The sequence below is a fragment of the Georgenia satyanarayanai genome (assembly GCF_023715365.1).
GTDB lineage: Bacteria > Actinomycetota > Actinomycetes > Actinomycetales > Actinomycetaceae > Oceanitalea > Oceanitalea satyanarayanai_B.
The window spans coordinates 43,541-57,943 of sequence record NZ_JAMBNZ010000004.1; the positions used below are offsets into that span (position 1 = coordinate 43,541).

A 14,403-nucleotide genomic window follows, 5' to 3' on the forward strand; every position below is an offset into this window, starting at 1 on the left:
GCAGCTCCGCTCAGGCCTCACCGCGGCGGATGAGTCGGCCGTGCGGCGTCCGGAAGTCGACCTCGGTGCCGCGCACGAAGGTCTGGCGCACCACTCCGGACAGCGCCCTGCCCTCGTAGGGGGTGATGGGGTTGCGGTGGTGGAGCCGGCGGGCCTCGACGACGAACGTGTCGTCGGGGGCGAAGACGACCAGGTCCGCGTCGAAGCCGAGGGCGACCCTGCCCTTGCGGGTCATGCCCGCCCGTGCGGCCGGCCGGGCCGACATCCACTCCACGACCTGCTCCAGGCCGATGCCTCGGCGCCGGGCCTCGCTCCACACGACCGCCAGACCGAGCTGCACGGAGGAGATGCCTCCCCAGGCGACGCCGAAGTCCCCGCCCGCGAGGTCCTTGAGGTCGAGGGTGGAGGGTGAGTGGTCGCTCGCGATGTAGTCGATCGTCCCGTCGAGCAGGCCCTCCCAGAGCAGCTCCCGGTTGTCGACCTCACGGATCGGCGGGCAGCACTTGTAGGCGGTGGCGCCGTTCGGGATCTCCTCGGCCAGCAGCGTGAGGTAGTGCGGGCACGTCTCGGCCGTGATGTCGACGCCATCACGCTTGGCGGTCCGGATCATCGGCAGCGCGTCGGAGGAGGACAGGTGCAGGACGTGGGCGCGTGCCCCGGTCCACCGGGTGCGCTCGATGACCTCCGCGATCGCCAGGTTCTCCGCGCCCCGCGGGCGGGAGTCGAGGAAGCGCCGGTAGTGGTCGCCCTCGGCGTGGGGCGCCCGGTCGATGGCCCGGGAGTCCTCAGCGTGGACGATCATCATGGCGTCGAAGCCGGTGAGCTCCTTGAGGTACTCCTCGAGCTCGTCCGGCTCCAGGTGGGGGAACTCGTCGACGCCCGAGTGCAGGAGGAAGCACTTGAAGCCGAAGACACCCTCGTCGTGGAGCTCGCGCAGGTGGGACTTGCTGCCGGGGATGGCGCCGCCCCAGAAGCCGACGTCGACGAACGCCTGCGGCGCGGCAACGAGCCGCTTGTACTCCAGTGCCGGTGCGTTGACGGTCGAGGGGATCGAGTTGAGCGGCATGTCCAGGATGGTGGTGACGCCGCCGGCGGCCGCCGCGCGGGTGGCGCTGGCGAAGCCTTCCCACTCCGTGCGGCCGGGCTCGTTGACGTGGACGTGGGCGTCGACAAGACCGCTGATCAGCGTCTCGTCATCGCTCAGCTCGACGACGCGTTCCCCCTCCAGGCCCGAGCCCAGCGGCTCGATCGCGGCGATCCGGCCGTCCACCACCCCGACCTCGCGGGGCTGGAAACCGGCGCCGCACTGGACCCGCTGCCCGCGGACCACGAGGTCGAAGCGGCTCCCGTCGCGGGGACGTCCGGGAACCGCCCCGGTGACCGTGCCCTCACTGTCCTCCAGACCGTGCCGGCGGCGGAAGTCCCGGATCTGGACGCGGACACGCTCGGGGTCGTTGACGTCGTCGCTGACCGCCTGCTGACGGGCCTCCTCCGCCTCGGACGCCACAGCTCCCGGTCCGGGCTTGGTCACCGAGGAGGCCGCGTTGTCGCGGGCGAGCTCGCTCGGGGACACGGCAGCGTCCGCGCCGCGGGACGCCCGCTCGCCGGCCTCCTCGCGGCCGGCCGTCTCGTCCGTGTCCGGCTGCTCGTTGTCACTCATCTGGGATCTCCTCGGAAGACGGTTCATGCCGTGCCGTCCGGGCTCGCCGGCGCAGCGCGCCCACGCCGCTCACCACAGGTCGTCGTGGGCCGCGCGGGGTCGGCGGTCAGGGGATGTGCGGGGTGGTGGAGCCGAGCCGGTCACCGGCCACCCGTGCGGCGAGGTGCTCGAGGAGCGGGCCCGCCTCGGCGATGCAGCGGGCGACGTCGGGCTCGATGTCCGTGAGTGCGTAGACGCCGACGAGACCGGCCGCGGCGGCCCGCTCGGGCGGGAGCGTGGTGCGGCCGCACACGGCGACCGCCGGTACCGACGCCGCCGCGGCGGCCGCGGCGACCCCCACCGGGGTCTTGCCGTGCAGCGACTGCTCGTCCAGGCTCCCCTCGCCGGTGATCACCAGGTCCGCGCCGGCAAGCCGCTCGTGAAAACCGGTGAGCTCCAGGACCTCCTCGACGCCGGCGCGTCGCACCGCGCCGAGGAGCAGGCACGCGTAGCCCACTCCCCCGGCAGCGCCCGCTCCCGGCTGCTCGGCGAGTGCGCGCGCTCCCCCCACACCAGCCGTCTCCAGGGCGGTGACCCACGTGGCGAGTCCCCCCTCGAGCTCGGCGACGGCCCGGGGGTCGGCGCCCTTCTGCGGTCCGTAGACCGCCGCGGCGCCGACGGGACCCAGGAGCGGGTTGTCGACGTCGCTGGCGAGCACGATCCGCGCGTCGACGAGCCGCGGGTGCAGGCCGGACAGGTCGATGGAGACAAGGTCGCCCAGCGCCCCGCCACCGTCGGGCAGACCGCCGGCCGGACCGGTGAGCCGTGCGCCGAGGGCGGCCAGCATCCCGGCACCACCGTCGGTGCTCGCCGACCCGCCCACGCCGATGACGACGGTGGCCGCACCGTCGTCGAGCGCGTGGACGAGGAGCTCACCGAGCCCGCGGGAGGTGGCGCTGCGCGCCGTCGTCGTGTCCGGGTCGACCATCTCCAGGCCGGAGACGGCCGCCATCTCAAGGACGGCCGTCGTCCCCCGGCGCGCGTACCGGGTGGCGACGGGTGCGCCGAGCGGCCCGGTCGCACTCAGCGTGACCGCGTCGTACCCGGCTGCGAGCGCCGCCTCGACGGTGCCCTCGCCCCCGTCGGCCACGGGCAGCTCGTCCACGGCGATGCCGGGTACGGCCGCCCGCAGGCCCGCCGCGAGGTGCGCGGCGACCTGGGCGGCGCTGAGGGAACCCTTGAACTTGTCGGGGGCGAGGAGCACGCGCGGAGCCATGTCAGTCCAGCATCGCGATGGCGGTCGGCGAGTCCTCGGCCGACAGCGCGAGGTCCTCGAACTCGTTGACGCCGTCCAGCTCGACACCCATGGCGATGTTGGTCACCCGCTCGAGGATGACCTCGACGACGACGGGCACCCGCAGCTCCTGCGCCATCGCCTGGGCCTTGCCCAGGGCCGCGGCGATGTCCTCCGGGTCGGTGACCCGCAACGCCTTGCACCCCAGGCCCTCGGCGACCTTGACGTGGTCCACGCCGTAGCCACCGGTCTCGGTGGAGTTGATGTTCTCGAAGGCGAGGGAGACCTGGTAGTCCATCTCGAAGGCCCGCTGGGACTGGCGGATCAGTCCGAGGTAGGCGTTGTTCACGACGACGTGGACGTAGGGCAGGTTGTGCTGCGCCCCGACCGCGAGCTCCTCGATCATGAACTGGAAGTCGTAGTCACCGGACAGGGCGACGACGTTCTTCTCCGGAAGTGCCGTGGCCACCCCCAGTGCCGCCGGTCCTGTCCAGCCGAGCGGGCCGGCCTGCCCAGCGTTGATCCAGTGCCGCGAGGCGTAGGTGTGGAGGAACTGCGCGCCGGCGATCTGGGAGAGGCCGATCGTCGTCACGTAGACGGTCTCCCGGTCGAAGGCGCGGTTCATCTCCTGGTAGACGCGCTGCGGCTTGATCGGCGTCTCGGTGAAGTGGGTCTTGCGCTGGAGGGTGCGCTTGCGCTGCTGGACCGAGGAGACCCACTCGGAGTAGTCCGGGAGCCCACCGCCTGCGGCGCGCTCGCCGACCGCCTCGAGGGCGGTGCGCAGGAATGCGCCCGCGTCGGAGACCACGCCGTAGTCCGGGGCGAACACCCGACCGATCTGGGTGGGCTCCACGTCGACGTGGACGAAGGTGCGGCCACGGCGGTAGGTGTCCAGCCCGCCGGTGTGGCGGTTGGCCCACCGGTTGCCGACCCCGAGGACGAAGTCGGACTCGAGGAAGGTCGCGTTGCCGTACCGCTGCGAGGTCTGGATCCCGACCATGCCGGCGGCCAGCGGGTGGTCGTCGGCGATGGCCCCCCAGGCCATGAGGGTGGGCACGACGGGCACGCCGAGCCGTTCGGCGAGCTCGACGAGCTCGGCCTCGGCGCCGGCGTTGACCACGCCCCCGCCTGCGACGATGAGCGGGCGCTGCGCGGCGAGCAGCATGTCCAGGGCGCGGTCGACCTGGGCGCGCGAGGCGGCGGGTCGCTGGACCGTCAGCGGCTCGTAGGAGTCGGGGTCGAAGTCGATCTCGGCGAGCTGGACGTCGATGGGCAGGTCGATGAGCACGGGGCCAGGCCGGCCCGAGCGCATGAGCCGGAACGCCTCCTGGAACACTCCGGGAACCTGTGCTGCCTCCAGGACCGTCTTGGCCATCTTCGTCACCGGCGCGGCGATCGAGGCGATGTCGACGGCCTGGAAGTCCTCCTTGTCCAGCTTCGCCACGGGCGCCTGGCCGGTGATGCACAGGATCGGCATCGAGTCCGCCCACGCGGCGTACAGGCCGGTGATCATGTCGGTGCCGGCGGGGCCCGAGGTGCCGATGCACACGCCGATGTTGCCGTGCGCAGCGCGCGTGTAGCCGTCGGCCATGTGCGAGGCGCCCTCGACGTGACGGGCGAGGACGTGGGACACGCCGCCGTGGCGGCGCATGGCGTCGTAGAACGGGTTGATCGCGGCGCCGGGCAGACCGAAGGTCTGCGTGGCGCCCTCCTTCTCGAGGATGGCGACGGCGGCGTCGACTGCTCTCATCCGGGGCATCAAAGTCTCCTTGTCGGGGTGGGTCACTCGCGCCCGGACAGGCGGGCGATCGTGTGGAAGAGGCCGGAGTGGTCGAGGGACCCCTCACCGGCAGCGCGTGCGGAGGCCATGAGCTGGGCGACGAGGGCGCCGACCGGCGCGATGACGCCCTGCTCGCGGGCAGCGGTGGTGAAGATGCCCAGGTCCTTGTGGTGCAGGTCGATCCGGAAACCGGGGTCGAACTCGCGGGCGAGCATCTTGGCGGCCTTCTGGTTGAGCACCGCAGAGCCGGCCAGTCCCCCACCGAGCACCTCGATGGCGGCACGGGTGTCGACCCCGTAGGCCTCGAGGAAGACGACCGCCTCGGCGAGGAGGGCGATGTGGCCCGCGACGATGAGCTGGTTGGCCGCCTTGACGGTCTGCCCGGAACCGCTCGGACCGACGTGAACAACCGTCTTGCCGACCGCGTCGAACAGCTCGCGGGCGGAGGCGAAGTCCTCGGCGGTCCCGCCGACCATGATCGACAGTGCGGCGTTCTTCGCGCCGGCCTCGCCACCGGAAACGGGGGCGTCGAGGTAGCGGAAGCCACGCTCGGTGGCCTCGCGGGCGAGGTCGACCGTGACGTCGGGGCGGATCGAGGAGAAGTCGACGACGAGCGTGCCCGGTCGGGCGCTGGCGAGGACGCCGGCGTCGGAGGTGAGGACCTCGGCGACGTCCGGCGAGTCGGGGACCATGATGGCCACGACGTCGGCGTCACGGACGGCCTCGGCCACGGATGCCGCCGCGCGTCCGCCCGCGGCGACGAGCGGCTCGGCCTTGTCGGGGGTGCGGTTGTACCCGACGACGTCGTGGCCGGCGTGCTGCAGGTGCACGGCCATGGGGCTGCCCATGATGCCGAGACCGATGAAGGCGATGGTGCTCATTGGACTCCCTGTCCGTGAGGTGGTGTGCGGTCAGTGGCTGCTGCGCTGCTCGCGCGGCAGCCAGGCGAAGGGGTCGGTGTCCGCGGACTTGTACTCCAGCCCCACGGGTCCGGCGTAGCCGGCGGCGCGGAGGTCGGCGACCCAGCGCTCGATCGGCAGCTCGCCGCTGCCCGGCGCGCCGCGGCCGGGGGCGTCGGCGACCTGGACGTGGGCGACCCGTGCGGCATACGCGGCCAGCTCGGCGTCGACGTCGGCGCCGTTGACCGCGAGGTGGTAGACGTCGAAGAGCAGGCCGAGGTTCGTCGCGCCGTGCTCCTCACCGACCCGGTCCAGCACGGCGATGACGTCGGCGCTGGTCCGCAGCGGGTAGGCGGGGGCACCGGACACCGGCTCGAGGAGGACGGTGCCACCCACGCGCTCGACCGCCCGCGCGGCCAGGGCGAGGTTCTCGGCACCGAGGGCGTCCTGCGCCGCGGGGTCGGCACCCTCGACGCGGTTGCCGTACAGGGCGTTGAACGAGCGGCAGCCCGTCCGCTCCCCGATCCGGGCGACGACGTCGAGGTTGTCCCGCAGCTCGGCGGACCGCGCGGGCCAGGAGACGAGGCCGCGGTCGCCACCGGGCATGTCGCCGGCGGCGAAGTTGAGCCCGGTGAGCTGCACGTCGGCGTCGCGGAGTGTCGCGACGAAGGCGTCAACCTCGTCGTCCGCGGGCGTCGCGTTGGCAAAGGGCCACCACAGCTCCACGCCGGCGAAGCCGGCGGCCCGCGCGGCAGCCGGACGCTCGGCCAGCGGAAGCTCGGTGAGCAGGATGGAGCAGTTGACGGTGTAGGGGATCTCCGGCGACTGCGCGTTCTCGGTCACGGCTCTCTCTTTCGCTACGTGGAAGGCGACTTTCTCTATACGAAACACTAGTGCGGCGTGGGACCCCGGTCAAGGGCTACCGCGAGGGCTGCTGCCCCTCACGCCCGCGCAGCGCCGTGATGCGTGGCGCCCAGGATCCGGCCGGGGTCCGTGCCCGCCCGGTCGAGAACCTCCTGGGCGTCCAGAGCGCCGCAGTCCACGCCCCGCCGGAGGAACCAGGCCAGGGCCCGGGCAGTGGCCGGCTCGTCCATGACCGCCCCCTTCTCCCCGTGGGTGTACGCCCTCAGCCGCGCCGCGGCAGGTGCGAATCCCTCCAGGTAGAAGGCATAGGTCGCGGCGAACCTGCTGGGCAGGTGCCCGGGGTGCATGTCCCAGCCCTGGTAGTACCCACGCTCCAGCGAACGGCGCACCAGACGCCCGTGGTTGGCCCACGCCGCACGCACCTGGGCAGGCTCACCGACCGGGAGCACGTTGGTCGAGCCGTCCGAGAGCCGGACACCGGTACCCGCCGCGGCGAGCTGCATGACCGCCTTGGCATGGTCGGCAGCCGGGTGGTCGAGCGTCTGGTAGGCAGCGGCGATGCCGAGAGACGCGGAGTAGTCGTAGGTGCCGTAGTGCAGCCCGCTCACGCGTCCGGCGCCGGCGTGGACGAGCGTGGCGACCGTGGCGACGCCCGTGGGGCCGAGGATCGCCTGCGGCGTCTCGACCTGCACCTCGAACCTGAGCCGGCCGGACGGCAGGCCGGCGGCGTGCTCGAGCCGCTCGCAGACCATGACCATCGCCTCGACCTGCTCGCGCGTCGTCACCTTCGGCAGCGTGAGGGTCAGGCCGTCGGGCAGCGCCCCGCCCGCCGCGAGCCTGCCGACGAACAGGTCCACGGTCCGCAGGCCACGGGCGCGGGTGTCGCGCTCGAAGCACTTGAAGCGGATCCCGAGGAAGGGGGTGGCAGTGCCGGACTCGAGCTCGGCGCGCAGACCGTCGACCACGGCGGCGACGACGCGGTCCTCGTCCTCGTCGCCCCGGTCGCCGTAGCCGTCCTCGAAGTCGACCCGCAGGTCCTCCACGGGCTCGCGCAGGAGCTTGTCCTCCACGCGTGCCGCGACGTCCGCGACCAGGTCCTCGCGCACCCCGACCGCGTCGAGCAGCGCGTCGGTGCCGCCGTTGGCGGCGAGCAGGTCACGCGCCGCCCGCCCCCACTCGGCCGCTACCCCCTCGCGGTAGAGGTCCGCGGGGACGTAGACCGTGTGGACGGGCTGGCGGCTGCCGTCGTCGCCCGGGTAGGCGGTGGCCAGGGTCTCGTCGGTCGCGGCGAGGTGGTCCTCGACCGCGGCCAGGGTGGCCTCGTCGAGGGAGCGCCTCATCGTGCGATCCGCTGGGTGAGCAGGTCGTAGTCCTCGGGCTCGACCCCGCGTGCGGCCACTTCCTTCAGACCTTCCGCCTTGACGGCCTCGGCCACGGCCTCTGCCACTCGCGTGTCGAAGACGCCGGGGATGATGAAGGCGGAGTTCAGCTCCTCGGGCCCGACCACCCCGGCGATGGCGACCGCTGCGACGCGCAGCATCTCGTCGGTGATCTGGGACGCCCCGGCGTCCAGCAGCCCGCGGAAGAGCCCGGGGAAGGCGAGCACGTTGTTGATCTGGTTCGGGTAGTCGCTGCGGCCGGTCGCGACGACCGCCGCGGTCTGCCCGGCGTCGATCGGGTCGACCTCCGGGGTGGGGTTGGCGAGCGCGAAGACGACCGCACCGTCGTTCATCCGGGCGATGTCCTCACCGGTGAGGATGTTGCCGGCCGAGACCCCGACGAAGACGTCCGCGCCGCTCAGCCCCTCCTTGAGGGTGCCCTCGAAGCCGCTCGGGTTGGTGTGCTCGACGATCCACTGCCGGTGGGTGTCCTCCCCCGCGGTCTGGACCGTGAGCGCACCGTGGCGGTCGAAGCCGATGATGTCCCGCGCCCCCTGGGCCATGAGGAGGCGGATGATCGCCGAGCCCGCCGCGCCGACCCCGGACACGACGATGCGCACGTCCTCGATCGCCTTGCCCGTCACCCGCAGCGCGTTGATGAGCGCGGCGAGGACGACGATCGCGGTGCCGTGCTGGTCGTCGTGGAAGACGGGGATGTCGAGCTCCTCCCGCAGGCGCGCCTCGATCTCGAAGCACCGGGGGGCGGAGATGTCCTCGAGGTTGATCCCGCCGAAGCCCGGCGCGATCGCCTTGACCACGCGGATGATCTCCTCGGTGTCCGTGGTGTCCAGCGCCAGCGGCCAGGCGTCCACGTTGGCGAACTCCTTGAACAGGGCGGCCTTGCCCTCCATGACCGGCATCGCCGCGCTCGGACCGATGTCGCCGAGGCCGAGCACGGCGGTGCCGTCGGTGACGACGGCCACGGTGTTGCGCTTGATGGTCAGCCGCCGCGCGTCCTCCGGGCGGTCGGCGATCGCCAGGCAGACGCGGGCGACCCCGGGCGTGTAGGCACGGGAGAGGTCACGGCGGGTCTTGAGCGGCACCTTGGGCGTCACCTCGATCTTGCCACCGAGGTGCATGAGGAACGTCGAGTCGGACATCTTCAGGACATGCACGTCCTGCAGGGCGTTGAGCGCCGCGACGACCCGCTCACCGTGCTCGGCGTCGATCGTGTCGCAGGTGAGGTCGACGAGCAGCTTGTCGCCGTGCGACTGCGCGATGTCCACGCCCATGACCGAGGCCCCCGCCGTGGTGGCCTCGTGGACGATCTCGCTGGTCGCGCGCTGTGTCGCCGGCGCCTCGACCCGCATCGTGATGGTGTAGCTCGGACTGGGCAGGGCCATGTCGTTCCTTTGCGCTGGGTTCGGTGTGGGGGCGTGTCGCCGGCCCGGCAGCGGGCCGGCGACACGGTCAGGGGCCGGTGTTCAGGGTCGTGTGCGGGTCGGGCCGGTCGGGGCTCCTGCGGTCCGCCAGGGTGGCAGCGCCGGAGACCGGCGCAGGACCGGCGGGCACGTCGTCGGGGGTGCCGCGCCGCCATGACCGTCCGGTGACGGCCTCCCGAGAGCTGCGGCGGATCTGCAGGATGTCGGGCACGCCGTCGGCGTCGAGGTCGTTGGCGGACAGGGACCCGGAGCGTCGCCCGTGACCCTGTCGCACGCGTGCCGTGACGTCGGCGTCAAGACGCGCCTTGTGCTCCGCCCGGCGCTGGGCGTCGAGCCGTGCGTAGTACTCGTGGCGGCGGCGCTCCTGCTCCTCCGCGACGACCAGGCGGGCCGTGCTCGCGGCGGTGAAGACCGACGGGTTCTTCCGCCGACCCGAGCGCACCTCGTTGAACAGGATGTTGAGCAGCACGGCGACGACGGAGGCGGCCGAGATGCCGGAGTGGAAGATCATGCCGACCCACTCGGGGAACTGGGCGTAGAACTCGGGCACCGCGATCGGGATGACGCCGAAGGAGATCGCGACCGCGACCAGGGTGAGGTTGAGGTTGCCGTCGTACTCCACCCGCGACAGCGTGCGGATGCCCGAGGCGGCCACGGAGCCGAACAGGACGATGCCCGCACCGCCGAGGACGGGCATCGGGATGGCGGCCACGACACGACCGAGGACCGGCAGCAGTCCGAGCACGAAGAGCACCGATCCACCGGCAGCCACCGCCCACCGCGACTTGATCCCCGTGATGGCGACCAGACCGACGTTCTGTGCGAACGCCGAGGCCGGAAAGGTGTTGAGCACCGGGGCGAAGGTGGTGGCGATCATGTCGGCCCGCAGGCCGTCCCCCACGCGGCGGGCGTCGACCTTGGTGCCGAGGATCTCACCGACCGCGATGATGTCCGCCGTCGTCTCGGTCATGATGACGAGGATGACGATGGTCATCGAGATGATCGCGCCGGCCTGGAAGACCGGCATGCCGAACTCGAACGGGGAGGGCAGCGCCACGTTCGGCCCGTTGCCGACCGTGGTGAAGTCGGCCATCCCGAACGGCAGCGCGATGAGCGTCCCGATGACGAGGCCGAGCAGGATCGACAGGCGCGAGATCGTCCCCTGGAGGAAGCGGCTCAGCGCCAGCACGATGACCAGCGTGACGATCGCCAGCGTGACGTTGGCGACGGAGCCCCAGCTGTCGGCCGTGGCGTCGCCACCCATCATCCACCGCACCGCGACCGGCAGCAGTGAGATGCCGATGACCGTGATGATCGTCCCGGTCACGACCGGTGGGAAGAAGCGGATGATCTGCGCGAAGAAGGGACTGATCGCCAGGCCGATGGCGCCGGCGACGATGATCGAGCCGAAGACGGCCGGCAGACCACCGTCCCCGGTAGCGACGGCCACCATGGTGGAGACCGACGCGAACGAGACACCCTGCACGAGCGGCAGCTGGGACCCGAAGAACGGGATGCCGATCGTCTGCAGGATGGTGGCGGCACCACTGACGAGCAGTGCCGCAGAGACGAGGATGCCGATCTGTGCACTGCTCAGGCCGGCGGCCTGACCCACGATGAGCGGCGGGGCGATGACCCCGCCGTACATCGTCATGATGTGCTGCAGCCCGTAGAGGTACGTGCGGCCGATGGGGTACTTCTCATCCTCGGGACGTTGCCCGATGGGCACGTCGGGCGCGGTGCGCGCCGCAGTCGTCGAACTCATGTCGCTGCTCCTTGGTGGACGGGCGGGTGGCGACGGCTCAGCAGAAGCCGGTCACGGTGTCCCAGGCGCGCGGCTCCGTCGGCGCACCCTCGCGTCGGACCTCGGCCTCGATCTTGCCGTAGGGTCGGTCGGCGATGTAGAAGACCTCGTTGGGGTTCTCCAGGCCGAAGGGCGCGAAGTCCACGAGGAAGTGGTGAAGGTTGGGCATGGAGAACTTGATCTCCGCGATCTCCGGGTGGGCCTCCAGCGTCCGCCTGCCCATCTCGAAGAGGGTCTGCTGGAGCGCGTAGGAGTGGACGTCGGCGAAGGTCTCGAGCAGGAGGTGACGCACGTCGTCGTAGGCGGCGTTGTAGTCGACGTCGAGGCTCGCGTACCGCCAGCGGGCGGTGACCGCCGTGGCGAGGATCCGGTCCGTCGTCTCCTGCAGGGTCGTGAAGCGGTCCTTGGGGAAGCCGTGGAACTCCGAGCCGGTGGACTTCAGCACCCGCAGGTCCTCGAGGCCCGCGACGACGAAGACCTCGTCGCCGTCGCGCTGCACGACGGCGGTCCGCGTCTCGGTCCCGCCCTTGACGAAGGCGTGGTCGTGCTCGCCGTTGCTCACGTTGGTCGTCAGGGAGGAGGGGATGTGCTCCCACGTGTACTCCTTGACCTCCCAGCGCCCGCCGGCCACCCAGTCGAACTCCCCGGTGAAGTGGTCCGAGAGCCGGATGGCGAAGTTCTCCGGCGAGACGATGCCGTCCTTGGCCAGGGCGAAGATCGTGTTCTTCTGCGTGTCCGTGGGGACGACCAGGCCCTGGTCGCCCTCGACGTGGGCCGCGGTGAAGTCTCCTCGCAGCTGGGAGGTGACCGACAGCTCGGTGATGCGGTGGCGCGCCTGGTCCCGGTCGACCTTCATGACCCGGACCTCTGCCTTGCCGTACTGGTTGTCGCCGAGGACGATGGCCCCGCTCTGCTGGGTCGTGTCGCTCATGGTTACTAGCTCCTTCGGTAGGTGTGCGACGGATCTGACGGACCGGCTGCGCCGGCCCGGGTGGTTCAGCTACCCCGGTAGGTCGAGTAGGCGAACGGGCTGAGCAGGCAGGGGACGTGGTAGTGGTCCTGCCCCTCCTCGACGGTGAAGTCGATGTTCACTGCCGGGTAGAAGGTCGGAAGGTTGCGCGCGGCGAAGTACTCGCCGGTCGCGAACCGCATCCGGTAGACGCCGGGCTGCAGTCGCTGCGGTCCGAGCTCGCGGTTGCGTCCGTCCTGGTTGGTCACGCCGGTGGCGAGAACCGTGATGCTGTCGCCCTCCACGCGGGAGAGGGACACCTCGACACCGGCGGCCGGAACTCCGGTCACCGCGTCCAGGACGTGGGTGGTGATGTGTGAGGTCATGACAGCTCTCCCCGGAGGCGAAGGACTGCGATCTCGCGCAGCTGGTCGGCGGTGATCTGGCGTTCGGTGTCGGGATCGTTGGCCAGGCGCGCTTCGAGCGCGGCCAGGATGTCGGCACTGCTGCGGCCCGCAGCGCGGATGAGGAAGACGTGGCCGAACCGCTCCTCGTAGGCGCGGTTGCCCTCAAGGAGTCGCTGGGCGGTCGAGGCATCCGTGGTGTCGACGCCGGACTGCTCCCGCCGCGAGTGTTCCGCGTCGGCACCCTCACCCGTCGCGCGTTCACCGATGCGCGGGTGGCGTGCCATGGCGGCGTCGATCTCCTCGTTCGTCCACGGCGAGGCCGCTGTGCGAGCAGTGCGGAGGAGCGCGTCGAGGTCGGCGTAGGGCCGGCCGGCCACGATTGCCTCGGCCCATCGGGGGACGGCCACGCAGGCCAGGAGCAGGTCCCTGGCCGGCCGTTCCGGCGCGGTGTTGAAGGTGTCCAAAGTGGTGATCTTCATCGATCGAGTGAGCCCCTTACTTCCATCACATGAAAGTTTGCTTCCGTACGATGAACGTAAGACCGGCCCTGCTACCTTGTCAAGAGGTGAGGGAACAGAGAGTCGGGCCCGACGCGGCGCAACTCCCCACCTGCGGGGGCGCCCACAAGAACACCACTAGGCGGTACAGTTCTTCCAACCTGCGGAAGCAGGAGCGAACCGCCGCCGTGCTGGCCGCGGCCGGCAACGCTGTGAGGGAGCTCGATGTCCACTGCTACGACCGTCCAGTCCGTCGACCGTGCCGTCGATCTCCTGGAGGTGCTGACCGACCTGGGCGGCTCGGCCGCGCTGAGCGAGCTCGCGGAGGCGTCACAGCTGCCGCTCCCCACGATCCACCGGCTCATGCGCACGCTGGTGGTCCGTGGCTATGCGCGACAGCTCCCCTCCCGCCGCTACACCCTCGGGCCACGGCTCATCCGTCTGGGCGAGAGTGCCGGGCGTCAGCTCGGCGTCGGGACCCGGCCACATCTCGAGCGGCTCGCGCGCGAGCTGGGAGAGAGCGCGAACCTGGCGATGATCGACCGGGACATGGTGGTCTACGTCGCGCAGGCGGCCTCCTCGCACTCGATGCGCATGTTCACCGAGCTGGGCCGGCGCGTCTACTGCCACTGCACGGGCGTGGGCAAGGTGGTCCTGGCCCAGCTCTCCGACGAGACCATCGAGCAGATCGTCGGACGGGTGGGGATGCCGCCGGCGACCGACCGGTCCATCACGACGCTCGCCGCGCTGCTGGAGGAGATGGCTCGCGTGCGCGAGCAGGGCTACGGGGTGGACGACGGGGAACAGGAGATCGGGGTCCGCTGCTTCGCGGTCCCGGTCCCGGGAGCGCCCACGCCGACGGCACTGTCGGTCTCCGGGCCTGCTGCCCGTGTCACCTACGACTTCGGCGAGGCGGCCCTCCCCCAGCTCCGCGCGGTGGCCGCCGACATCTCCACCGAGCTGCTCTCCGTGGGATGAACCGCGCGGTGCCACACCCCTGCCTCCCCGCGCGGCTCGCCGAGCTGGTCGCCGACCTCACCGCCCTCAGCGTCCCTGAGCGCCTGCAGTTGCTTGTCGAGCTCGGCGACGAGCTGCCTGTGCTTCCCGAGCGCCTACGCGCACGCCCTGAGCTGTTCGAGCCGGTGACCGAGTGCCAGTCGCCGCTGTCCGTGCTCGTGGAGCTCGATGGCGGCGGGGACGACGCCGTCGTGCACCTGCACTTCTCGGCACCCGTGCACGCGCCTGTCACACGGGGCTTCGCCGGAGCGCTGCACACCTCGCTCGACGGCGCGCGTGCGGACGAGGTGCTTGCCGTGCCCCCCACCATGCCCGCTCTCCTGGGTCTGGAAGGCGTGGTGAGCCCGCTGCGCCTGGGCGGCCTCACGGCCCTCCTGGCGCGGGTGCAACGCCAGGTTGCCGTGCTGACGGACTGCCGCGGCTGACCAGCCT

The 14,403-nt window shown here is 71.5% G+C and carries 13 protein-coding genes; 2 read left to right on the forward strand and 11 right to left on the reverse strand.

Features of this window, described 5'->3' with window-relative positions; all coding sequences use genetic code 11:
• Positions 1 to 10: 10 nt before the first annotated feature.
• The 11 genes from allB to uraD form a co-directional block, all read right to left on the reverse strand.
• Positions 11 to 1,660: an allantoinase AllB gene (gene allB / locus M3148_RS06275; RefSeq protein ID WP_251303835.1), complete on the reverse strand. Its 1,650-nt coding sequence runs from the start codon at positions 1,658 to 1,660 to the stop codon at positions 11 to 13.
• Between the two features lie 106 nt (positions 1,661 to 1,766).
• On the reverse strand, positions 1,767 to 2,915 hold the full coding sequence (locus M3148_RS06280) for a glycerate kinase (RefSeq protein WP_251303836.1): 1,149 nt from the start codon (positions 2,913 to 2,915) through the stop codon (positions 1,767 to 1,769).
• Between the two features lies 1 nt (position 2,916).
• Positions 2,917 to 4,692 carry a glyoxylate carboligase gene (gene gcl / locus M3148_RS06285; protein WP_251303837.1) on the reverse strand — a complete coding sequence of 592 codons (1,776 nt, stop codon included), beginning with the start codon at positions 4,690 to 4,692 and terminating at the stop codon, positions 2,917 to 2,919.
• A gap of 23 nt (positions 4,693 to 4,715) precedes the next feature.
• Positions 4,716 to 5,594, reverse strand: a complete 879-nt coding sequence (locus M3148_RS06290) for a 2-hydroxy-3-oxopropionate reductase (RefSeq protein ID WP_251303838.1) — start codon at positions 5,592 to 5,594, stop codon at positions 4,716 to 4,718.
• A 30-nt stretch (positions 5,595 to 5,624) separates the two neighbouring features.
• Positions 5,625 to 6,428, reverse strand: a complete 804-nt coding sequence (locus M3148_RS06295) for a hydroxypyruvate isomerase family protein (RefSeq protein WP_251304095.1) — start codon at positions 6,426 to 6,428, stop codon at positions 5,625 to 5,627.
• A gap of 125 nt (positions 6,429 to 6,553) precedes the next feature.
• Positions 6,554 to 7,816 carry a DUF6986 family protein gene (locus M3148_RS06300; protein ID WP_251303839.1) on the reverse strand — a complete coding sequence of 421 codons (1,263 nt, stop codon included), beginning with the start codon at positions 7,814 to 7,816 and terminating at the stop codon, positions 6,554 to 6,556.
• Positions 7,813 to 9,258: an NAD-dependent malic enzyme gene (locus M3148_RS06305; protein WP_285883492.1), complete on the reverse strand. Its 1,446-nt coding sequence runs from the start codon at positions 9,256 to 9,258 to the stop codon at positions 7,813 to 7,815. Before M3148_RS06305 ends, M3148_RS06300 begins: the two co-directional genes overlap by 4 nt.
• Before the next feature lie 67 nt (positions 9,259 to 9,325).
• Positions 9,326 to 11,062: a nucleobase:cation symporter-2 family protein gene (locus M3148_RS06310; protein ID WP_251303840.1), complete on the reverse strand. Its 1,737-nt coding sequence runs from the start codon at positions 11,060 to 11,062 to the stop codon at positions 9,326 to 9,328.
• A 37-nt stretch (positions 11,063 to 11,099) separates the two neighbouring features.
• Positions 11,100 to 12,032 (reverse strand): factor-independent urate hydroxylase, encoded by a 933-nt coding sequence (gene pucL / locus M3148_RS06315; RefSeq protein WP_251303841.1) that lies wholly within the window; start codon positions 12,030 to 12,032, stop codon positions 11,100 to 11,102.
• Positions 12,033 to 12,097: 65 nt separating this feature from the next.
• Positions 12,098 to 12,436, reverse strand: a complete 339-nt coding sequence (uraH, locus tag M3148_RS06320) for a hydroxyisourate hydrolase (protein WP_251303842.1) — start codon at positions 12,434 to 12,436, stop codon at positions 12,098 to 12,100.
• A complete protein-coding gene (uraD, locus tag M3148_RS06325) occupies positions 12,433 to 12,936 on the reverse strand; it encodes a 2-oxo-4-hydroxy-4-carboxy-5-ureidoimidazoline decarboxylase (protein ID WP_251303843.1) in 504 nt (167 codons plus the stop codon). The genes uraH and uraD overlap by 4 nt, the downstream gene beginning before the upstream one ends.
• 243 nt (positions 12,937 to 13,179) lie before the next feature.
• On the opposite strand from uraD, the gene M3148_RS06330 reads away from it, so the two are divergent.
• Together M3148_RS06330 and M3148_RS06335 are read left to right on the forward strand one after the other, a co-directional pair.
• The gene (locus M3148_RS06330; protein ID WP_251303844.1) at positions 13,180 to 13,932 is read left to right on the forward strand and encodes an IclR family transcriptional regulator; all 753 of its coding nucleotides are present in this window, start codon (positions 13,180 to 13,182) and stop codon (positions 13,930 to 13,932) included.
• 8 nt (positions 13,933 to 13,940) lie between these two features.
• Complete coding sequence (locus tag M3148_RS06335; protein WP_251303845.1) at positions 13,941 to 14,396, forward strand: SufE family protein; 456 nt, start codon at positions 13,941 to 13,943, stop codon at positions 14,394 to 14,396.
• The last annotated feature ends 7 nt before the right edge of the window (positions 14,397 to 14,403 follow it).